Annotated in this window: 19 protein-coding genes; 5 read left to right on the top strand and 14 right to left on the bottom strand. The window is 72.2% G+C overall.

The window, feature by feature from the left end:
• Nucleotides 1-96: 96 nt before the first annotated feature.
• The 6 genes from ABCQ75_RS05960 to ABCQ75_RS05935 form a co-directional block, all read right to left on the bottom strand.
• Nucleotides 97-1,482, bottom strand: a complete 1,386-nt coding sequence (locus ABCQ75_RS05960) for a sulfate adenylyltransferase subunit 1 (RefSeq protein WP_345883873.1) — start codon at nucleotides 1,480-1,482, stop codon at nucleotides 97-99.
• The gene (gene cysD / locus ABCQ75_RS05955; RefSeq protein WP_345883871.1) at nucleotides 1,482-2,552 is read right to left on the bottom strand and encodes a sulfate adenylyltransferase subunit CysD; all 1,071 of its coding nucleotides are present in this window, start codon (nucleotides 2,550-2,552) and stop codon (nucleotides 1,482-1,484) included. Before cysD ends, ABCQ75_RS05960 begins: the two co-directional genes overlap by 1 nt.
• Nucleotides 2,549-3,334 carry a phosphoadenylyl-sulfate reductase gene (locus ABCQ75_RS05950; protein WP_427916060.1) on the bottom strand — a complete coding sequence of 262 codons (786 nt, stop codon included), beginning with the start codon at nucleotides 3,332-3,334 and terminating at the stop codon, nucleotides 2,549-2,551. Before ABCQ75_RS05950 ends, cysD begins: the two co-directional genes overlap by 4 nt.
• Nucleotides 3,335-3,339: 5 nt before the next feature.
• Complete coding sequence (locus ABCQ75_RS05945; RefSeq protein ID WP_345883867.1) at nucleotides 3,340-5,094, bottom strand: nitrite/sulfite reductase; 1,755 nt, start codon at nucleotides 5,092-5,094, stop codon at nucleotides 3,340-3,342.
• Between the two features lie 114 nt (nucleotides 5,095-5,208).
• A complete protein-coding gene (locus tag ABCQ75_RS05940) occupies nucleotides 5,209-6,432 on the bottom strand; it encodes an MFS transporter (RefSeq protein ID WP_345883866.1) in 1,224 nt (407 codons plus the stop codon).
• The gene (locus ABCQ75_RS05935) at nucleotides 6,429-7,136 is read right to left on the bottom strand and encodes a sirohydrochlorin chelatase (protein WP_345883864.1); all 708 of its coding nucleotides are present in this window, start codon (nucleotides 7,134-7,136) and stop codon (nucleotides 6,429-6,431) included. Before ABCQ75_RS05935 ends, ABCQ75_RS05940 begins: the two co-directional genes overlap by 4 nt.
• A 103-nt stretch (nucleotides 7,137-7,239) precedes the next feature.
• Here ABCQ75_RS05935 and ABCQ75_RS05930 point away from each other — a divergent pair, with 103 nt between their 5' ends.
• Entirely contained in the window at nucleotides 7,240-7,662 is a 423-nt protein-coding gene (locus ABCQ75_RS05930; protein WP_345883862.1) for a hypothetical protein, read from the top strand.
• Between the two features lie 157 nt (nucleotides 7,663-7,819).
• Here ABCQ75_RS05930 and ABCQ75_RS05925 read toward each other — a convergent pair whose 3' ends face one another.
• The gene (locus ABCQ75_RS05925) at nucleotides 7,820-8,791 is read right to left on the bottom strand and encodes a nucleoside hydrolase (protein WP_345883860.1); all 972 of its coding nucleotides are present in this window, start codon (nucleotides 8,789-8,791) and stop codon (nucleotides 7,820-7,822) included.
• Between the two features lie 79 nt (nucleotides 8,792-8,870).
• Complete coding sequence (locus ABCQ75_RS05920; protein ID WP_427916053.1) at nucleotides 8,871-10,295, bottom strand: MFS transporter; 1,425 nt, start codon at nucleotides 10,293-10,295, stop codon at nucleotides 8,871-8,873.
• 141 nt (nucleotides 10,296-10,436) lie between these two features.
• Here ABCQ75_RS05920 and ABCQ75_RS05915 point away from each other — a divergent pair, with 141 nt between their 5' ends.
• Genes ABCQ75_RS05915 through ABCQ75_RS05905 form a run of 3 tightly spaced genes read left to right on the top strand, consistent with a single transcriptional unit; the run spans nucleotide 10,437 to nucleotide 12,690 of the window.
• Entirely contained in the window at nucleotides 10,437-11,213 is a 777-nt protein-coding gene (locus ABCQ75_RS05915; RefSeq protein WP_345883858.1) for a GntR family transcriptional regulator, read from the top strand.
• Nucleotides 11,214-11,269: 56 nt separating this feature from the next.
• Nucleotides 11,270-12,163, top strand: a complete 894-nt coding sequence (locus ABCQ75_RS05910; protein WP_345883857.1) for a ribokinase — start codon at nucleotides 11,270-11,272, stop codon at nucleotides 12,161-12,163.
• 14 nt (nucleotides 12,164-12,177) lie between these two features.
• Entirely contained in the window at nucleotides 12,178-12,690 is a 513-nt protein-coding gene (locus ABCQ75_RS05905; RefSeq protein WP_345883855.1) for a GNAT family N-acetyltransferase, read from the top strand.
• Between the two features lie 25 nt (nucleotides 12,691-12,715).
• Here the strand turns inward: ABCQ75_RS05905 and ABCQ75_RS05900 are convergent, their stop codons facing one another.
• From ABCQ75_RS05900 to ABCQ75_RS05890, 3 genes are read right to left on the bottom strand one after another with little or no spacing between them, the layout of a single operon-like run.
• Nucleotides 12,716-13,816: a polyprenyl synthetase family protein gene (locus tag ABCQ75_RS05900; protein ID WP_345883854.1), complete on the bottom strand. Its 1,101-nt coding sequence runs from the start codon at nucleotides 13,814-13,816 to the stop codon at nucleotides 12,716-12,718.
• Nucleotides 13,813-15,159, bottom strand: a complete 1,347-nt coding sequence (locus ABCQ75_RS05895; protein ID WP_345884234.1) for a geranylgeranyl reductase family protein — start codon at nucleotides 15,157-15,159, stop codon at nucleotides 13,813-13,815. Before ABCQ75_RS05895 ends, ABCQ75_RS05900 begins: the two co-directional genes overlap by 4 nt.
• A gap of 12 nt (nucleotides 15,160-15,171) precedes the next feature.
• On the bottom strand, nucleotides 15,172-15,942 hold the full coding sequence (locus ABCQ75_RS05890) for a demethylmenaquinone methyltransferase (RefSeq protein ID WP_345883853.1): 771 nt from the start codon (nucleotides 15,940-15,942) through the stop codon (nucleotides 15,172-15,174).
• A gap of 37 nt (nucleotides 15,943-15,979) precedes the next feature.
• Between ABCQ75_RS05890 and ABCQ75_RS05885 the strand changes: the two genes are divergently transcribed.
• Nucleotides 15,980-17,341 carry an isochorismate synthase gene (locus ABCQ75_RS05885; RefSeq protein ID WP_345883851.1) on the top strand — a complete coding sequence of 454 codons (1,362 nt, stop codon included), beginning with the start codon at nucleotides 15,980-15,982 and terminating at the stop codon, nucleotides 17,339-17,341.
• Nucleotides 17,342-17,516: 175 nt separating this feature from the next.
• Here the strand turns inward: ABCQ75_RS05885 and ABCQ75_RS05880 are convergent, their stop codons facing one another.
• The 3 genes from ABCQ75_RS05880 to ABCQ75_RS05870 are packed head-to-tail and all read right to left on the bottom strand — an operon-like array spanning nucleotide 17,517 to nucleotide 20,256.
• Complete coding sequence (locus ABCQ75_RS05880; protein WP_345883848.1) at nucleotides 17,517-18,323, bottom strand: amino acid ABC transporter ATP-binding protein; 807 nt, start codon at nucleotides 18,321-18,323, stop codon at nucleotides 17,517-17,519.
• Nucleotides 18,320-19,321, bottom strand: a complete 1,002-nt coding sequence (locus ABCQ75_RS05875; protein WP_345883846.1) for an amino acid ABC transporter permease — start codon at nucleotides 19,319-19,321, stop codon at nucleotides 18,320-18,322. The genes ABCQ75_RS05880 and ABCQ75_RS05875 overlap by 4 nt, the downstream gene beginning before the upstream one ends.
• Nucleotides 19,321-20,256 carry an ABC transporter substrate-binding protein gene (locus tag ABCQ75_RS05870; RefSeq protein WP_345883844.1) on the bottom strand — a complete coding sequence of 312 codons (936 nt, stop codon included), beginning with the start codon at nucleotides 20,254-20,256 and terminating at the stop codon, nucleotides 19,321-19,323. Before ABCQ75_RS05870 ends, ABCQ75_RS05875 begins: the two co-directional genes overlap by 1 nt.
• Nucleotides 20,257-20,315 lie beyond the last annotated feature (59 nt).

Below are 20,315 nucleotides of genomic sequence, written 5' to 3'. Positions count from 1 at the left end.
GCCGTGGCTCCGCGCGGGTCGGGCGGGGGGCCGCCGGTCCCCCCGCTAGGGGCGGGGCGCCGTCGTGCGTGCTCTGCCGGCAGCCGGAGGCGAGGGCTAGATCCAGTACCGCTCGTCCTCGGAATCGCCCGGGTGCTGCCGCACCATGCCGGCCGCGAGGGTGTTGCCGTCCTGCGGGTCGATCACGAGGAACGCGCCCGTGCGGCGGTGCGTCGCGTACGGCTCGAGCGGGAGGGCGGCGGCGAGGCGGATCTGGACTTCGCCGATGTCGTTGAGCTCCAGACCGGACGCTTCGGAGACGGCGAGCGTGTCGAGGTCGAGCCTGCCGGTCACGGCCCGCACGAGCCCGCGCACGGTCGAGGTGCCGTGCTTGACGAGCACCTTCGCGCCCTCGCGCAGGGGCTTGGGCGAGAGCCATGCGAGAGACGCGTACAGGTCCGCGCTGCTCTCCGGCAGCGTCCCGGCGGCGGCGATGGTGTCGCCGCGGGAGACGTCGAACTCGTCCGCGAGGCGCAGCGCCACGGACTGCGGCGCGGCGGCCTCGGCGAGCGTGCGGCCGGCGACGTCGATCCCCACCACGGTCGTCTCGCGCGGCGCCTGGCCGGGGGTCACGACGGCGACGCGGTCGCCCACGCGCACGACGCCCTCGGTCACCTGGCCCGCGTACGCGCGGTAGTCGCGGAACTCGTCCTCGGACAGCCCCGGCGCGAGCGCCCCCTGCGGCCGGATCACGGTCTGGACGGGGAAGCGGAAGGGCTCGTGCGCGTCGTCCAGCTCGTCCGTCCCGGGCAGGGTCTCGAGCAGCTCGAGCAGAGTCGGCCCTGTGTACCAGGGGGTGCGGTCCGAGCGGTCCACGACGTTGTCGCCGTCGAGCGCGGACACAGGCACGGCGACGGCCTCGCGCAGCCCCAGCTCCCGCGCGACCTGCGCGACGTCGTCGGCGATCTGGACGAACACCGACTCGGAGAAGTCCACGAGGTCGATCTTGTTCACGGCCACCACGACGTGCGGCACCCGCAGGAGCGCAACGACGGAGAGGTGCCGGCGGGTCTGCTCGAGCACGCCCTTGCGCGCGTCGATGAGCACGACGACGGCGTCCGCGGTGGACGCGCCCGTCACCGTGTTCTTCGTGTACTGCACGTGGCCGGGGCAGTCCGCGAGGATGAAGGTGCGGCGGTCGGTCGCGAAGTAGCGGTACGCGACGTCGATCGTGATGCCCTGCTCGCGCTCGGCGCGGAGCCCGTCGGTCAGGAGCGCCAGGTCGAGGCCGCCCTTCTCGCCGCCGAAGCCGCGGTCGGCGGAGGTGCGGGCGACGGCGTCGAGCTGGTCGGCGAGGATCGCCTTCGAGTCATGCAGGAGGCGGCCCACGAGGGTGGACTTGCCGTCGTCGACCGAGCCTGCGGTGGCGAAGCGGAACAGCGAGCCGGTGCCGAGGACGGCCTCGGCGGACTCGATCACATCAAGGGGTGTGGACGTGCTCATCAGAAGTACCCATCCTTCTTGCGGTCTTCCATCGCCGCTTCGGAGATGCGGTCGTCGGCGCGGGTGGCCCCGCGCTCGGTGAGGGTCGAGGCGGCGACCTCGCGCACGACGTCGTCCACGGTGTACGCGTCGGAGAGCACCGCGCCCGTGCAGGACATGTCGCCCACCGTTCGGTAGCGGACGGTGCGCACGACGACGTCCTCCCCCTCGCGCGGGAGGCTCACCTCCCCCACGGCTCGCCACATGCCGTCGCGCTCGAACACGTCGCGCTCGTGGGCGTAGTAGATGCTCGGCAGCTCGATACCCTCGCGCGCGATGTACCGCCAGATGTCCAGCTCGGTCCAGTTCGAGATGGGGAACGCGCGCACGTGCTGGCCGACCGTGTGGCGGCCGTTGTACAGGTTCCACAGCTCCGGTCGCTGGTTGCGCGGGTCCCACTGGCCGAACTCGTCGCGCAGGGACAGGATGCGCTCCTTGGCGCGGGCCTTGTCCTCGTCGCGGCGGCCGCCGCCGAACACGGCGTCGAACCTGTTGCGCTCGATGGCGTCCAGCAGGGGCACGGTCTGGAGCGGGTTCCGGGTGCCGTCGGCGCGCTCGGCGAGCTCGCCGCGGTCGATGAACTCCTGCACCGACCCGACGACGAGCTTGAGCCCGAGCCGTTCCACGGTCCGGTCACGGAACTCCAGGACCTCGGGGAAGTTGTGGCCGGTGTCCACGTGCAGGACGGGGAAGGGCACCTTCCCCGGCCAGAACGCCTTCGCGGCGAGGTGCAGCATCACCACCGAGTCCTTGCCGCCCGAGAACAGCATGGCGGGGCGCTCGAACTCGGAGACGACCTCGCGGATGATGTGGATCGACTCGGCCTCGAGCGCGTCGAGCAGCGCGAGGCTGCCCGGCGAGTCGACAGCGTGAGCCGGAGCAGGCGATGCCGCCCCGGGAGTGGCATCGGGCCTGTCGGAGCGGGACGCATTGCCGCTCGCGGCAATGCCGTCCCGCGCAGGGGCGGGGGCGGCATCGCCTGCGGAGGCGGAGGCGACTGCGACTGTGTCGAAACCAGCAGATGTGCTCATACGTGGAGTCCGCATTCTGTCTTGTCGGTGCCGGACCAGCGGCCGGCGCGGGGGTCTTCTCCTGGGGCGACGGGCCGCGTGCAGGGCGCGCAGCCGATCGAGGGGTAGCCCTGGGCAAGGAGCGGGTTGACGGGCAGGAGGTTGTCCTCGGAGTACTGCACGAGCTCGTCGAACGTCCACCCCGCCATGGGGTTGACCTTGACGAGGCCGTTCTTCTCGTCCCACGTCACGAGCGGCGTGTTCGTGCGGGTCGGGGACTCGTCGCGGCGCACGCCCGTGAACCACAGCTCGTATCCGGCGAGCGAGCGGTGCAGCGGCTCGACCTTGCGCAGCGCGCAGCACCGGCCCGGGTCCCGGGCGAAGAGGTCCTTGCCCTCGGCGGCGTCCTGCTCGGCGACGGTCTGCTTCGGCGTCACGTCGACGATCGTCACGCGGAGGTTCTCGGCCACGGCGTCCCGCGTCTCGTACGTCTCGGGGAAGTGGTAGCCGGTGTCGAGGAAGAGGACGTCGACGCCGGGCAGCTGGTCTGCGACGAGGGCCGGCAGGACGGCGTCGGCCATGGAGCAGGCGACGGCGGTGGCCTCCGTGGCGAAGTTCCTCGCCACCCAGGCGATCACCTCGTGCGCGGGCGCGTCCCAGCCGAGCTCGGCGGCGCCGGCCTCGGCGAGGGCCTTGAGCTCAGCCTCCGACCGCTTCGAGGCGGCGGGGCCAGCGGCGTCCGGGGTTCGGCGGGCACCCTCGGGCGGGACGCCGCCCGCCTCGCCTGGCCTGGTCTTCGACAGTCCGGTCACTGGAGGGCCTCCTCGTCCGCGGCCAGGGCCCACTCGGCGAAGGTCTGGGCCTCGCCGGTGCGGTCGGCGAGGTACCGCCGGGTGACCCGCTCGACATAGTCGGGCAGATCCTCCGCGGTGACCTTGAGGCCGCGCACGGTGCGGCCGGTGCCGGCCTCCTCGCGGGTGTCGGAGGCGAGGCCGCCGCCGAGGTGCACCTGGAAGCCCGGGGTCTGGCCGCCGTTGCCGTCCGGCAGGAGCTGGCCCTTGAGGCCGATGTCCGCCGTCTGGATTCGGGCGCACGAGTTGGGGCAGCCGTTGACGTGCAGGGTCAGGGGCTTGAGCAGCGCGTTGGCGCCGTTGCCGTCCTTGGCGGGGTCTGCCTCGAAGCGCTTCTCGAGCTCGGCCACCGCAGCGGTCGCCGTGTCCTTGGTGTCCACGATCGCGAGCTTGCAGTACTCGATGCCCGTGCAGGCGATGGTGGAGCGGCGCCAGGGGCTCGGGTTGGCGTAGAGCCCGATCTCCTCGAGCCCGGCGACGAGCGAGTCGACGCGGTCCTCCTCGATGTCGAGGACCACGAGCTTCTGGTGCGGCGTGGTGCGCAGCCGCTGGGAGCCGTGGGCCTCGATGAGGTCCGCGAGCTCCAGGAGCACCTCGCCCGAGACGCGGCCCACGGTCGGGGTCGCGCCGACGTAGAACTTCCCGTCCTTCTGCGCGTGCACGCCCACGTGGTCTCCCGGCGTCGGCGGCTTGACCGCGGCCGGGCCGTCCGGGAGCGGCGCGGAGAGGTACTCGGTCTCGAGGACCTGGCGGAACTTCTCGGCGCCCCAGTCCTGCACGAGGTACTTGAGGCGGGCTCGGTTGCGCAGGCGGCGGTAGCCGTAGTCGCGGAAGATGCCCGTCACGCCGGCCCACACCTCGGCCGCGCGGGAGGGCTCGACGAAGGTGCCGAGGCGCACGGCGAGGTGCGCCGCCGTCGAGAGCCCGCCGCCGACCCACAGGTCGTAGCCCGGGCCCAGCTCGGGGTGCACGACGCCGACAAGCGCGATGTCGTTGATCTCATGGACCACGTCCTGGGACGGGTGGCCCGTGATGGCGGACTTGAACTTGCGGGGCAGGTTCGCGAACGACTCGTCGCCGATGTACCGCTCGGCGATCTCGCGGATCTGCGGCGTCGGGTCGAGGATCTCGTCCGCGGCGATCCCGGCCACAGGAGAGCCGAGGATGACGCGCGGGACGTCGCCGCAGGCCTCGGTCGTGTGCAGGCCCACGGCCTCGAGACGGCGCCAGATCTCCGGCACGTCCTCGACCTCGACCCAGTGCAGCTGGATGTTCTGGCGGTCCGTGATGTCCGCGGTGCCGCGCGCGAAGTCGACCGAGATCTGGCCGATGACGCGCAGCTGCTCGGTGGTGAGCGCGCCGCCGTCGATCCGCACGCGCATCATGAAGTAGCGGTCCTCGAGCTCGTGCGGCTCGAGCGTGGCGGTCTTGCCGCCGTCGATCCCGGGCTTGCGCTGGGTGTAGAGGCCCCACCAGCGGAAGCGGCCGTGGAGGTCAGTGGGGTCGATCGAGTCGAAGCCGCCCTGGGCGTAGATGGTCTCGATCCGCTCGCGGACGCTGAGGCCGCCGTCCTCCTGCTTCCACTGCTCGTTGGCGTTGAGCGGAGCAGTGCCGTCCACCTTCCACTGCCCATTGGGCTTGGAGGCACGGGGTCGCGCGGGCCGTGGAGTCTCAGGCCGTGCGGCGGTCGCGGGTGCGGCGGTCTCAGTCATGCCTTCGAGGGTACGGAGCCCGCTCGGCGTGTCCCTAGGGTGGTGCAACGCGCGGTCACGCGAGGAAACATTTCGTCGCACAGCGGCAGTCCGGCGGGCGCCCCCAGCGGGCTCCTAGCGCTGGAATGCACTCCACGGGTGCGTCGCACCGTAGCGCCGCAGCCACAGCGCGAGCGCGGCACACACGAGGTACCCGGCCCCCACGGCCAGCCACCCGGCGTCGAACGCCCCGGTCGCGTCCGCGAGCACGCCCATGAGCATCGGCCCAAGCGCGAAGCCCGCGTACATCCCCATGGCGAGCACCCCGGACGCGGCGCCGATCCGCTCCGAGGGCACCACAACGAGCACGGCCGCGTTCGTGATGACGTTCGCCCCCAGCACGGTCGCCCCGTGGAGCGCGACGCCGGCCCACACCAGGGCGGGCGTCCTCCACGCGCCCGCCGCGAGCAGGCACGCGACCCCGGCCACGGCGCCGAGCGCGAGCACGAGCAGGAGCCCCGAGGGCCGTGCACCGCGGGCCATCCGCCGGCCCCACACAATCCTCGAGGACACGCCCACCACGCCCGAGACGCCCGCGGCCGCGCCGGCGAGCACCAGCGGGAAGTCCAGTTCCCGCACGGCGAACAGCGGCAGGTACACGTTCGTGGCCTGCATGCCGAGCCCCGAGAAGAAGGCGAAGCCGGCGAAGAGCCACACCGGGAAGGGGAGGCGGCCGCGGGAGGAGCGGGACGCCGTCGTGCGCGGGCGAGGCGCCTCAGCCGGGACCTGCGCGAGGGCGAACACGAGAAGGCCCGCCGCGACCACGGCCGCGAGCCCGAACGCTCCCTGCCACCCCAGCCACAGCGCCACAGCGGGGAAGAACAGGCCGGAGAACAGCTGGCTCGCCTGCACGCCCGACTGCTTGATCCCGATCCAGCCTCCCCGCCGGCGCTGCGGGACCGACGTCACGATCACGCGGTTGGTGGTCGGGTTGGAGATGGACTGCGCGGGGCCCGCGAGCAGCGCCGCCGCGAGCAGCACCCAGAAGCTGCCCGCCACCGCCGCCACGAGCAGGGCCACCACCGTGCCGCCGAAGATGATGAGGAGCTGCTGGCGGGTCGTGGCCCGGTCGCTGAGACGGCCGAGCGAGAGGCTGCTCACCGCGGCCGAGGCGAACACTGCGCCCGCGAGCAGGCCGAACTGCGACTGCGAGATGCCCAGGCCCTCGATGATGAGCGGGCTCACCGCGCTCAGGCCGTAGTTGAGGATGGGCCCCACGCCCATCGCGGCGACGAGGACGACGAGGAGCGCCGTCCGCGGAACCGGGGATGACGACGGGGCGGCGGGCCGGGAGCTCATGAGGCGCTGGCGAGGGCCTCGTCGTAGCGGGCCAGGGCGATCTCCGCGATCTCGGGCGCCGGGAGGATCGGGGCGGCGACGGCGTCGGCCCCCGCCGTGGCGAGCTGGTCGTGGAAGTACCCGGGTGCGAGCAGGTACGAGGCGACGACCACGCGCGCGTCCCGGCCGTCGTCGTCGGCCTCCTCCGCGCGCAGCTCGGCGACCGCCTCCGGCACGGACGGGCGCGCGCTCGCGCCGTACCCGGGGAGGATGCGGTTCGGGATGAGGTGGCGGAGCATGTCCGCGAGCCGCTCGACGTCCGCGGCCGCCTCGGGGTTGGAGGAGCCGGCGGCGGCGAGCACGACGGCGTCGTCCGCTCCCAGCCCCGCCTCGCCGAGGCGTGCGGCGAGCACGCGCGCGAGCCTCTCATCCGGGCCCAGGGGGCGGGCGGTGAGAGTCCCGGGCCGGGACTTCGCGGCCTTCGCGATGTCCACGCGCACGTGGTAGCCCACGCTCAGCAGGAGGGGCACGACGACGGCCCGCGCCCCCGCTGGAAGCCCTGCCACGACCTCCGGCAGCTCGGGGCCGTGGACGTCCACGTACGCGTCCACCACCGTGAGGCCGGGCCGGGCCGCGCGGATCTCCTCGACGACCTGGAGGATGGCGGCGCGGCCCTCGGGGCTGCGGGTGCCGTGGGCGCACGCGACGAGGATGTCTTCGGTCATGGTGCGAGCGTACTCCCGGGCCGTTCACGCGCCCGAAATGCGTCCCCTCTCCCGCGCGGACCGTGGCCCCGGCGCTGGACGCGGCGCGACTAGGATGAAGGGCATGAGCGAAATGTTCCTGGAGAAGTTCCGCGCGCTTGTCCCCCAGTACCTCGAGGATCCGTGGCAGCCGGGCGACGGCATCTCCGCAGAGGAGCTGGACGACGCCCTCGAGGAGCACGCCTTCACCATCCCGCTCGTGCTGCGCGAGTTCTATCTGGCCGTGGGCGGGTCCGAGCTCATGGAGGCGTATCACTTCTTCTGGGACCCCGAGGAACTCGAGGTGGACGACGAGGGCTTCCTCATGTTCCTCGAGGACGAGGATGAGCAGTTCACGTGGGGCTTCCGCGCCGGGGACCTCCGCGTCCCGGACCCGATCGTGTACCGGAAGAACAACGCCCGCGGCGAGTGGGTGTCCGAGGACGGGACCTTCTCTGAGTTCGTGTTCGACATGTTCGACTGGGTGTTCACGGAGGACGAGGACTGAGATTCAGCTCTTAGGAACATCATTTACGTCTGTCACTGGACTTTTTACAGATTCGTCATAGACTTATCCCGGGTTCACTTCCTAGCCTCCAGTGGACCCGGGTGCGAACGGAAAACGACCCCGGGAAGCGGCACAACCGCTCCCCGGGGTCATCCGTTTAAGCGACCAGTTGACGGGCCCCGAGCAGCACCTGCATCAGGTGCGGCGCGAAGTCCTGGGAGAGGCCGAGGACCACACGGCAGTGGGCGCCCGGCTGTTCCGGGTAGCCGAGGTAGCGGCCGCGGAGGTCGCAGAGCGTCTGGCCACGGCCGGGGCCGTCACCGGCATCCACCTCGACCGCCACGACCGGGGCGCAGGCGAGATCGATGGCGCCGAGCGCCACCGCGGCCGCCAGCGGATCATGCATGGCCGAGCACGGACGCCCGTACTGCCCCTCGTAGAAGCCGAAGTAGTGGCCCAGCATCTCTCCGAGGGCCCGCGGCAGCGGGGCGGGGGCGGCCAGGAGCTCCTGCCGGTGCCTCTCCTCGAGGACGTTCTCCATGGTCACGTCCAGGGGCACGAGCGTGATCCGCCAGGGCGCCGCGAACACCGCCCGGGCCGCCTCCGGGTCATTGCCGATGTTCGCCTCGGCCACCGGGCTGATATTCCCCGGGACGAGTGCCGCACCGCCCATGACCGTGACCTCCGCGACGAGGTCCGGCAGGCGCGGCTCGAGCCGCAGTGCCTCGGCGAGGTTGGTGAGGGGCCCGATGGCGAGCACCCTGAGGGAGCCGGCATGGGCGTGGGCGAGGCGGACGAGCAGCTCGGCCGCGCTTCCCTCGACGGCCGAAGCCCGGGCCGGCGGCAGGCTGACGCCGCCCACGCCGTTCTCGCCGTGGACGTGGGGAGCGCCCCCATGGAATGCCCCGGCGAGCGGGTGGTGGGAGCCGACGGCCACGGGGACGTCCGCGCGTCCGGCCATCTCGAGCAGGTCCAGGGTGTTGCGCGCCCCGACGGCGGCGCCGACGTTCCCGCTGACGGTGCCGATGCCCAGCAGCTCGGCGGAGGGCGAGGCCAGCAGGTACGCGAGGGCGAGGGCGTCGTCGATCCCGGTGTCGCAGTCGAGGTAGAGGGGGATGCGGTCATTCATGGGGCGTGTCGCTTTCGTCGGGGTGCGGGAGTTCGTCGGGATGCGGGAGTTCGTCGGGGCGCGGACAGCCGGGACGCGGTCAGCGGTCGTCCTGCTGCGGCGCGGGGACCAGCAGGCTGACGAGGAATGCCGCGGCCGTGATGGCCACGGAGATCCAGAGTGCCGTGGAGTAGCCGGCCTCGGTCCCCTGCCCCGCGAAGGGGGCGACGAGGACGACGCCGAGGCTGGCCCCGATGCCGAACGAGGCCCCGTTGATGCCGGGCAGCGCCCCGGGCGCCTCCCGCGGTGAGAGCAGGACCGAGAGTCCGTTGATCGCGGTCAGGAAGAAGCCGTTGTAGAAGACCCCGAGGGCGGCGACGCACACGAGGACCGCCCACTGGTGCTGGGCGAAGAGAGCCGCTCCGGCGGCGCATGCGAGGCTGAGGCCCGTTCCGAGGCGCAGCGCCATGACCCAGCCCCGGCGCCCGGCCAGCCAGCCGGCCAGCGGCGCGGCGAAGACGCCGATCAGGGCCGCAGGGGTGAGGAACAGCAGGGCCGAGAGGGACGCGCTGAGCCCGAACCCGGTGGCGGAGTCCTGGCTCAGCAGCACCACCGTGAAGTTCATGATCGCGAACAGGCCCGCGAGCGCGAGCACGGTGGTGGCGATGACGGGCCAGACCTGCCGCGAGCGCAGCTGGTGCACGGCGATGAGCGGGGAGCTGCGCCGCTTCTCGAGCGCCCAGAACGCGGCGAAGGAGGCGGCGGTCGCCCCGAGCAGCGCAAGGGAGCCGGGCGATCCCCAGCCCGAGGCGGACCCGGCGGAGACGAAGCTGCTGAGGCAGACGAAGAACACCGAGAGGGCCGCGGCGCCCCACCAGTCCATGCGCTCCCCCGCCCCTGTGGGCCTGCCTGCCGGGACCGTCTTGAGGATGCAGAGCACCGCCACGGCCGCGAGGAGGAGGACGACGACGAAGATCGACCGGAATCCGAGCGTCTCGGTCATGAGCCCCCCGGCATAGCCGTCCAGGCCGGCAACCCCGCCGTTCACGGCGGCGACGACGCCGACGGAGGTCCCGAAGGAGCGCGGATGGAGGTTCTCCTTCAGCACCATGTAGGACAGGGCGAACACCGCGCTCGAGGCGCCCTGGAGGAATCGCCCGGCGACCAGCACCGGCAGCGTCGGGGCGGCGAGGCACAGGAGGGTCCCGGCTGCCATGACGGCGAGCACGAGCAGCAGGGCGGTCCGGCGGCCGATGAAGTCGCTCCAGCGTCCGACCACAGGCCCGGCAATGGCGCCGGCCAGGAAGAACATGGACTGCACGTGGGCGACGTCGGCGGGGACTGCGCCGAAGTGCTCGCCGATGCGCGGCAGTGCCGGGGTGACCATGCTCGCGTTGAGCTGGAAGGACAGCACGCCCAGCAGAAGCGATGTGATGAGGATTCCGGCCGGGCGGCCGCTGAGGCCGGCGGCTGGCGGCTGGTCCGACTGGGTGTGCCCGGTTGTCGGGGGGGCAGGTGTAATCACAGCAGAAACTCCCTTGTTCGTTCGGAGCCCGCTCGGGCCCGGCTGGATGACGAGATGTTATACAAGCATGTATGACAAACAAGTACAACCTTCCTGCCCGGTCCGTCTACACTGGCGGTACCGACGCGAACTGAGGCCTTCATGAATGACGACACCGCCCGGGACTGGACCGGACCCATCACCCCGCAGCCGGGCCTGCCCCTCCGGGTGGCCGCCTACTCGCGGATCGCAGAGGCGATCCGCCGAGGCGCCCTCCCCGGCGGGTCCCTCCTCCCGACCGAGACCGAGCTCGGGACGCTGCTGAAGGTCAGCAGGACGGTGATCCGCGAAGCGCTCATGCTGCTGGAGGAGGACGGTCTCGTGCGCACTCGCCGGGGCGTGGGGCGCTTTGTCGCGGAGTCCCTGCCGCGGCTCGGCATCGAGCGCATCCAGCCGTTCGAGGAGGTCTTCGCGGCCCCGGGGGCCCAGCTGGCCCTCGAGCGGGTCCAGACCGTCCTGCAGCCGGCTTCGGAGTTCGTCGCCCCGGGAGTGGGCATTGCGCCGGACGCCGAGTGCCTGCTGTGGGAGACGGTGGTCTCCCGGGACGGCGAGGCGATCGCGCACCTGCAGGAGCACGTGGGAGCCGAGCCCGGGAGCCCCGGCGGGCACCCGGACGTCCTCGCGGCCCTCGACGCAGCGGGGCCGGCCAGCACGATGCTGGCCGCCCTCGCCGGCGTGCCGGGGGGCGCGCTCGGCCCCGGCACGTGCGAGATCAGCCTGAGCACGGTCGGGCCCAGCCGCGCCAAGCTGCTGGACCTCCGCGCCTCAGACCCGGTGTTGGTGCTCACCCAGCATGTCCGCCGCCAGGGCCGCCCGCTCTACCTGGCCAAGTGCCTCGTGGCGGCCCGCGCCGGCCATCTCTCCCTGCGGCAGTCCTGACTGCCCGCGCAACCCCGACGATCGGCGGCACCGAGGCCGCCGGAGCAAGGATTCCCATGAACGAGTCATCCCGCCGCGCCCTCACGGTGCTCGGCAGCATCAATATGGACCTCATCGCCACCGCGGATCGCCTTCCCGCCGCAGGGGAGACCGTCGGCGGGGGCGTGCTCAGCCGGCAGCCCGGCGGCAAGGGTGCGAACCAGGCGGTCGCCGCCGCACGGCTCGGGGGAAGCGTCCGGATGGTCGGCGCGGTCGGAGACGACGACGCCGGGAGGCAGCTGATCGCCGCCCTCGCCGAGGCCGGGGTGGACGTGGCCGGCGTGGCGGTGCGGGAGGAGCCGACGGGGACCGCCCTGATCGCCGTCGACCGCCGCGGGGAGAACCAGATCGTGGTGTGCCCCGGCGCCAACGCGGGCGTCACCATGGACGGGGTCAGCCTTGGCGAGGACGAGGCGCTTCTCTGCCAGCTCGAGATCGGCGTCGAGGCAGTCCTCGAGGCGGCGCGGCGCCACCCGGGCTACTTCGCCCTCAACGCGGCCCCGGCGGAGAGGCTCCCCGCCGAGCTCGTGCGCCGCTGCGATCTCGTGATCGTCAACGAGACCGAGTACGCCCTGCTCCCGGAGCTCTCCGAGGCACGCCTCGTGGCCGTCACCTACGGCGAGCAGGGCTCCGCCCTGTACGAGGACGGGAGGCTGGCCGCCCGGGCCGCCGCCCAGTCGGCCCGTGTGGTGAACACGATCGGCGCGGGCGACGCCTTCTGCGCCGCCCTGGTGCTGGCCCTGCGCGCGGGGCTGGCCCATGAGGAGGCTCTCGCTGCCGCCAACGCCGTCGGCGCCCACGCGGTCGGCGACCCTTCATCCCAGCCGAAGCTCTCCCCGCTCGAGCACTACCTCGAGCCCCGGTCCGCAGTCATCGGCTCCCGCGACGCGAGCGCGGACGGCGGGTCGTGAGCGGACTTCGGGTCGTGAGCGGACTCCGCGTCCGGGCGGCCGAGCCCCGGGACTACGCCCACGTCGCCCGCATCACGCAGGCGGCCTACATGGCGGCGGGCCACTTCCCGGAGGGCCACCCCTACCTCAGGGTGCTCGGCGACGTCGCCCACCGGGCGGAGCACGCCATCGTCTGGCTCGGGGAGTCGGCGGGCCGGCCCGTCGCCGCGGTCACGCTCGCCGAATCCGGCCAGCCCTACAGCGAAGTGGCCCGGGAGGGAGAGATCGAGTTCCGGATGCTTGCCGTCGACCCAGCAGCCCAAGGGGCCGGGGTGGGGCGGGCCATGGTGCACCGCATCCTCGAGGACGCCCGCTCCCGCCCGGGCATCGAGGCCGTGGTCCTCACCAGCGCCTCGCACATGGCCTCCGCCCACCGGCTCTACGGATCGCTCGGCTTCCGCCGGCTCCCGGACCGGGACTGGAGCTTCGAGGGCACAGGCGAGAAGAACCTCTGGGTGTTCCGGAAGGACCTGGATCCCGCTGGCTGAAGCCGCGGGACACGGATCCCGCGGTCTAGACCGTGCGGTCCACCACCGCGTCGGCGAACGCCGCGAGGGAGGCCTTCACAACGCCCTCGGGCAGCGGCGCGAGCGCGGCCTTCGCCGCATCGGCCCATGCGCGAGCCTCGGCCCAGGCCTCCTGGGTCGCCGGGTGCGCGGCAAGCGCCTCGACCGCGCGGGCGAGGGCGGCGTCGTCCGTCAGGTCACCGTCCACGAGGGCGATGACGCCCGCGGCGGAGGCATCGCCGTCGGCCGCGGCCTTGCGCGCGAGGAGCACGGGGAGCGTCGGCACGCCCTCGCGGAGGTCGGTGCCCGCCGACTTGCCCGAGGAGGCCTTGCCGCCGGTGACGTCGATGACGTCGTCGGCGAGCTGGAAGGCCACGCCCACCTTCTCGCCATACTCGACGAGCAGGTCCTCGTACTCGGCCGGGGCTCCCGAGAAGATCGCCCCGAGCTGGCCCGAGGCCGCGATGAGCGAGCCGGTCTTGTCGGCGAGCACGGACAGGTAGTGCTCCACGGGGTCCTCGCCCTCGCGCGGGCCGACGGTCTCGTGCAACTGGCCGAGGCACAGCCGCTCGAACGTGCGCGCCTGGATGGCCAGCGCCCGTCCGCCGAGCTCGGAGACGAGGATCGAGGCGCGGGCGAAGATGAGGTCGCCCGTGAGGATGGCGACCGTGTTGCCCCACACCTCGTGCGCCGTGGGGGCGCCGCGGCGGTACGGGGCGGAGTCCATGACGTCGTCGTGGTAGAGCGTCGCGAGGTGCGTGAGCTCCACGACGGCGGCCGCCTGCAGGACCTCAGGCCGCTGGGCATCGCCCAGGTGCGCGCAGAGGAGGGTGAGGAGCGGGCGGATCCGCTTGCCGCCGGCCTCCACGAGGTGCCGGCTCGTCGCGTCCGCGAGCGGATCCGAGTTCGCGATGGCCTCGCGCAGCCGCTTCTCCACCCGCGCCATGCTCGTGGTGATGGCGGGCCCCAGCACGGCGTCCCCGGCGATGGCCGCGAACCCGGCCGGCAGGCTCAGGCCGGCGGCGATCGAGGTCGTGGTGGGGGCCGGCTCGGAGACTGGGCTGCCATGCCCGGCCTGCGTCCAGCTGTGGTCTGGAGAAGTCGTCACGGGTCAAGCCTAGCTTTCGGGTGCCGTGCGGGCGCCGCGGCACGGGGTGGGGCGGTGTTCGACGTCGCGGGCACGAGCGCCTCGAGGATCCGGATGGCCGCATCCGGCACGCTCGTGCCGGGCCGGTCGGTGAGGTTCGCGAGGAGCCGCACCACGAGGCGCATGAGCGGCGGCACGGGCATCCCTGTCGCGAGCGCGGCGCGCATGACGGCGGGGTGCCCGATGAGCGCGGCGAACATGCGCCCGAGGGTGAAGTGGCTCCCCCACTCGCGGCGCACGTGGTCCGCATAGGCGGCAAGGCGACGGTCGACGTCGTCCTCCGCCGGCCGCGCACGGCCCGCCGCGCGCTGGGCTGCTGCAGCGTCCACGACGTACTGCGCCGCGTAGCGCCCGGATTCCATCGCGTACGAGATGCCCTCGCCGTTGAACGGGCTCACCATGCCGCCGGCGTCGCCGAGCAGCGCCATGCCGGGGACCACGTGCGGGGTCCGGTTGAAGCCCATCGGCAGCGCCGCGCCGCGCACGGGCCCCACCTGGTTCTCCTCGGTGAAGCCCCACTCGCCGGGCATGCCCGCGGTCCAGTCCCGCAGCACCTGCCGGTAGTCCAGCTTCCCGAACTCCTTGGAGGAGTTGAGGATGCCCAGGCCCACGTTGGACGTGCCGTCGCCCACGCCGAACACCCAGCCGTAGCCCGGGAGCGGCTTCCCATCCCGGCCGGGCAGCTCGAGCCAGCCCTCCATCCAGTCGTCCTCGTGGCGGGGGCTCGTGAAGTACGTGCGGTAGGCGACGCCGAGCGGGCGGTCGTCCCGCTTGGCCAGGCCCCGGGACACCGCGGCACGGGTCGAGTTGCCGTCGGCGGCGAGCACGAGGTCGGCCCGGAACTCGCGGGTCTCCCCCGTCTTCTTCCCCTCGCCGTCCATGAGGTGCGCCCGCGCGCCCACGACCCGGCCGGCGTCGTCCGTGACGACCTCGCTGACCGCGTGCCCCTCGAGGATGCGCGCACCCGCGGACCGGGCATGCTCGGCGAGCTCGGCGTCGAAGCCGAGGCGCGTGCGGATGAGGCCGTAGTCCGGGAAGCCCTCGAGCGCGGGCCACGGCAGCTCGAGCGTGCGGCCGCCGGCGATGAGCCGCAGGCCGCGGTTGCGCCGCCAGCCGTCCGCCTCGGCGTGCGGGAGCCCGAGGAGCTGGATCTCGCGGACAGCGCGCGGGGTCAGGCCGTCGCCGCAGACCTTCTCGCGGGGGAAGCGCGTCTTCTCGAGCACCGTGACGGGCACGCCGGAGCGGGCGAGATAGTGGGCAGCGGTCGAGCCGGCGGGGCCGGCCCCGATCACGAGGACTTCCACGGACACCCGGGCCTAGCGGCTGCGGCCGCGCGCGCGGCGGACCTTCGCGAGGGGGCCGGCCGCCGGGGCGGGCTCCGCCTCAGGCTTGAACGCGCGGTGCACGGCCACGATCCCGCCGGCGAGGTTGCGGTAGGCGACCTGGGCCCAGCCTGCCTCCGCGAGCCAGGCCGCGAGGTGGTCCTGGTCCGGCCAGGCGCGGATGGACTCGGCGAGGTACACGTACGCGTCCGGGTTCGAGGACGCGCGGCGGGCGATCTCCGGGAGCGCGCGCATGAGGTACTCGAGGTACATGGTGCGCCAGAGGTGGTTCACGGGCGAGGAGAACTCGGCGATGACCAGACGGCCGCCGGGCTTGGTCACGCGGTACATCTCGCGCAGGGCCTGCTGGGGGTCGTTGACGTTGCGCAGGCCGAAACTGATGGTCACGGCGTCGAAGGCGTGGTCCGTGAAGGGCAGGTTGGTCGCGTCCCCGGCGATGAAGTCGATGTCCGGGCGGCGGCGCTTGCCCACCTTGAGCATGCCGAGGGAGAAGTCGCAGGCGACGACGTCGATCCCCGCGTCCGCGTACGGCTCGGCGGAGGTGCCGGTCCCCGCGGCGAGGTCCAGGACGCGCTGGCCGGGGGTCGCGCCGACCGCGTCCACCACCACCTTGCGCCACCGGCGGGCCTGGCCGAGGGACAGGAGGTCGTTGACCACGTCGTACCGAGGGGCGACCTCGTCGAACATCGTCTGGACCTCGTCGGGACGCTTCTCGAGGGATGCCCTGCTGCCTGCGCTGCTCACCCGGTCCATTGTGCCAAACAAGTACTCTTGATCCATCATGACCACCCCGTTGCGCGCCCTCACCGTCGATCTGGGCACCGCAGGCCCCGGCGAGGGCCACTTCCTCCCCACTGACGACCTCGCCTCCTGCCTCACCGATCCGCGCGCCCAGTGCTGGATCCGCCGCGGCGAGGGGCACATCGGGTTCGGCGAGGCGGCGCGCTTCACCGTCACGGGCCCGGAACGCTTCATCGAGGCCGAGGCGTGGTGGAAGCACCTTGTGCTCGAGGCCGAGGTGGAGGACCCCCTCCGGCACCCGGGCACCGGGCCGCTCGCATTCGGCTCGTTCGCCTTCTCGAAGACGTCGCACCATCTCTCCCGGCTCGTGGTGCCCGAGCTCGTCCTCGGCATCCGCGACGGGCGGGCCTGGGCCACCCTCCTCAACGCCGACGGCACCCGGCCCTCCGAGCGCGCGGTGCGGGACGCCGTCGTGCGCGTCCTCTCCTCCCCCGCCCCCCGCCAGCCCGGCGGCGGGGCGGTGCGCACGACGGCGGGATCCCCGACAGGTGCCGTGGCGGACGGGCAGGTGCGGCTCGGCCCGGGTTCGCTCGGCGAGCAGCGGTGGATGGACGCCGTGGCGGCGGGGGTCTCGCGGATCGCCGCCGGGGAGCTCGAGAAGCTCGTGCTCGCGCGGGACGTCCTCGTGGAGCGGCCCGGCGGGATCGCGCGGGACGCAGTGCTGCGCCGGCTCGCGGACGCGTACCGGGACACGTGGGTGTACGGGGTGGACGGGCTCGTGGGCGCCACGCCGGAGATGCTCATCCAGGTCGAGGGGCGCACGGCGCAGGCGCGCGTGCTCGCCGGGACGCTGGACCGGAGGGACGCCGTGGGGCAAGGGCTCGACTACCCGGAGCGGGTGCTCGCGGGGTCCGCGAAGCAGCGGCACGAGCACGAGATAGCCATCCAGTCGCTCACGGTGGCGCTCGCGCCGTTCTCCGAGGCGATGAGCGCGCACGAGGAGCCGTTCATCCTCGAGCTGCCCAACGTGTTCCACCTGGCCTCTGACGTCAAGGCGGAGCTCGCCGAGATCGAGGGGCATGTGCCCACCTCGCTCGCGCTCGTCAACGCCCTGCACCCGACCGCTGCCGTGTGCGGGACGCCTACCACCGTGGCGGGGGCGCTCATCCGGGAGCTCGAGGAGCTGGACCGGGGGCCCTACGCGGGGCCGGTCGGCTGGCTCGACGCCGCGGGCAACGGCGAATGGGGCATTGCGCTGCGCGGCGGCGTGATCGAGTCGGAGACGGCGATCCGGCTCTACGCCGGCTGCGGGATCGTGGAGGCCTCGCAGCCGACCGCCGAGCTCGCCGAGACCTGGGCCAAGTTCCGCCCGATGCTCGAGGCGCTGGGCCTCGAGCGCTGACGCCCTCACGGGACTCAACAACGGGCGGGACAGGACCCCACAACGCGCGGGACGGGACCCCACAGCGCGCGGGAGGCGGCCACTCAACCGCTGGGGTCGAGTGGCCGCCTCCCATCGCTCGCGTGGCCATGTCCCGCGTGACGCGTGGCCACGTCTTGCCTAATGCGTGGCCGCCTCAGAGGACCTTGCTGAGGAAGGCCTGGGTGCGCTCGTGCTGCGGGTTGGCGATGATCTCGCGGGGATTGCCCGACTCGACCACCACGCCGCCGTCCATGAAGGTCAGCGTCTCCCCGACCTCGCGGGCGAACCCGATCTCATGCGTCACCACGACCATCGTCATGCCGGACGCTGCAAGGTCCTTCATGACCTGGAGGACATCCCCGACGAGCTCCGGGTCGAGAGCCGAGGTCGGCTCGTCGAAGAGCATGAGCTCGGGGTCCATTGCGAGCGCCCGGGCAATCGCCACGCGCTGCTGCTGTCCGCCGGAGAGCTGGGCCGGGTAGTGGTTGGCCCGGTCCGAGAGGCCCACGCGCTCGAGCAGCTCGAGTGCACGGCGCTTCGCCGCCGCCTTACCCTGGCCCTTGACCTGGACAGGCGCCTCCATCACGTTCTCCAGGGCCGTCTTGTGGCCGAAGAGGTTGAACCGCTGGAACACCATGCCGATGTTGCGGCGCTGGAGGGCAATCTCCTTGGCGGGGAGCTCGTGGAGCTTCCCGCCGCGCTCCCTGTAGCCGATGAGGTGGTCATCGACGAAGATGCGGCCGGCGCTGATCGACTCGAGGTGGTTCACGCAGCGCAGGAGCGTGGACTTGCCGGACCCGGAGGGCCCGATGAGGACGGCGACCTCGCCCTGCCGGACCGTCATGTCGATCCCGCGCAGCACGTGGTGCGACCCGTAGAACTTGTGGACGCCCTCGATGCGGACGAGCTCCTTCGCGTGTCCCTGCACCGTCGCGGTGTCCGTCTGCGGCTGAGTGCTCATCGTCCGCTCTCCTCGATGTCCTTGCCGGCCACGGTGGGTCCGCCGGGGATGCTGTCCCCTCCGGTTCCGAGGCCCGCGGCCGCGGCCTTCGCTGCGGCGGGGTTGACGGCCACGGGAGCCGCGCTGTCGATTCCCCTGCCGTAGTGCTTCTCGATGAAGTGCTGGCCCACCATGAGGATGCTCGTGATGACGAGGTACCACGTGGCAGCGACGATGAGCAGCGGGATGGGCAGGTACGTGCGGTTGGCGAGCGAGTTCGTGACGAACGTGAGGTCCAGCGTGAACGGCACGGCCAGCACCAGCGAGGTGGTCTTGAGCATGCCGATCGTCTCGTTGCCGGTCGGCGGGACGATGACGCGCATGGCCTGCGGCAGCACGATCCGCCACATGATCTTGCCCTTGCCCATGCCGAGGGCCTCGGCTGCCTCGGCCTGGCCCTTGTCCACGGACTTGAGGCCGGCCCGGAAGATCTCCGCGAGGTACGCGGACTCGTTGAGGCCGAGGCCGAGCACGGCGGGGATGAAGCCGCGCGTCGGGTCCTCGAGGACCCAGGTCACGAGTGCCGGCCCGAACGGGATCCCGAGGGACATGGTCGGGTACAGCACCGTCACGAGGCCCCAGAACAGGAGCTGGGTGTAGACGGGGGTGCCGCGGAAGAACCAGACCCAGGTCCAGCTCGACCACCGCAGCACGGGGTTGTCCGACTGCCGCATGACGGCGAGGAGGACGGCGAGGACGATCGCCAGGATCATGGACAGTGCGGTCAGGAGCAGCGTCCAGCCGACGCCGCGGACCACGTTGACGTCCAGGATGTAGAGCGCCACGGTGTCCCAGTGGAACTGGGGGTTGGTGGCGAGGCTCTGGATGCCCAGAGCCGCGAGGAGGAGGATGACGGCCGCAGCGGCCCACCGGCCGGGGTGGCGCACCGGAACCGCCTTGATCAGTTCCGGTGCACCGCCCTGGGTGGCCGTCTCGGCCTTGTGTGCAGTCATGGTCATCAGACTGCCGGGTTCAGCTCAGCCTTGGAGATCGCGCCGTCCTCGTTGCCCCAGGCCTTGAGGATCTGCTCGTAGGTGCCGTCCTCCATGAGGCTCGTGAGCGTCTTCTGGATGAGCTCGGCGAACTCGGTGTCCTTCTTCGCCACGGCGATGCCCTGGACGGCCGAGTCGTACGGCTCGCCGATCTTCTCGACGGCGCCGTTGGTCTGGGTGATCGCGTAGCCGATGATCGGAGAGTCGGCGAGCATCGCGTCCACCGAGCCGTTGACGAGGCGGGTGTTGATGTCCGTCTGGGTCTTGAGGCTCACGACCTCGATGGCCGGCTTGCCGGCGTCCTTGCACTCCTTGTTGCGCGCGGTGAGGTCTTCCTCCTCCTGGACCGTGCCGGTCTGGACGCCGACCTTCTTGCCGCACACGTCGTCCAGCGAGAAGCCCTTCGGGTTGCCCTTCTGGACGGCCCACGAGGTGCCGGCCTCGAAGTAGCTCACGAAGTTCACGGCCTTGAGGCGCTCGGGGTTGATCGTGAAGGAGGAGATGCCCAGGTCGTACTTCGGGCCGAGCGCGGGGAGGATGCCCGTGAACTCTGCGGTCTGCACCTCGGCCTCGAGGCCGAGCTTCGCGCCGATGGCCTTGGCGATGTCGACGTCGTAGCCCATCGGTGTCTGGCCGTCCGACCCGCCGAGGAACTCGGCCGGGGCGTAGGAGGTGTCCGAGCCGACGAGGATCTTGCCCTTGGACTTGATCGAGTCCGGGACCGCGGCCGCGAGCGTGTCGTCCTTCTTCACGGCGCTCGGGTCGAACGCAGCTGCGGACTCGGTCCCGCCGGGCTGGCCCGCCCCGCCCGTCTCGGAGGCGTTGGTGCAGGCCGTGAGCGCGAGTGCGCCGATCGCGAGGACGGCTGCGCTCTTGGCGGCGAGCTTCGCGGAGAAAGTCATATCTCTACCTTTACTTGGCTGTATATGTCGAAGGTGCTAATGCGACGGTCCATCCTACC

It is taken from the genome of Sinomonas halotolerans (assembly GCF_039615075.1).
Lineage (GTDB): Bacteria > Actinomycetota > Actinomycetes > Actinomycetales > Micrococcaceae > Sinomonas > Sinomonas halotolerans.
This window is presented reverse-complemented; position numbering and strand designations above follow the sequence as displayed.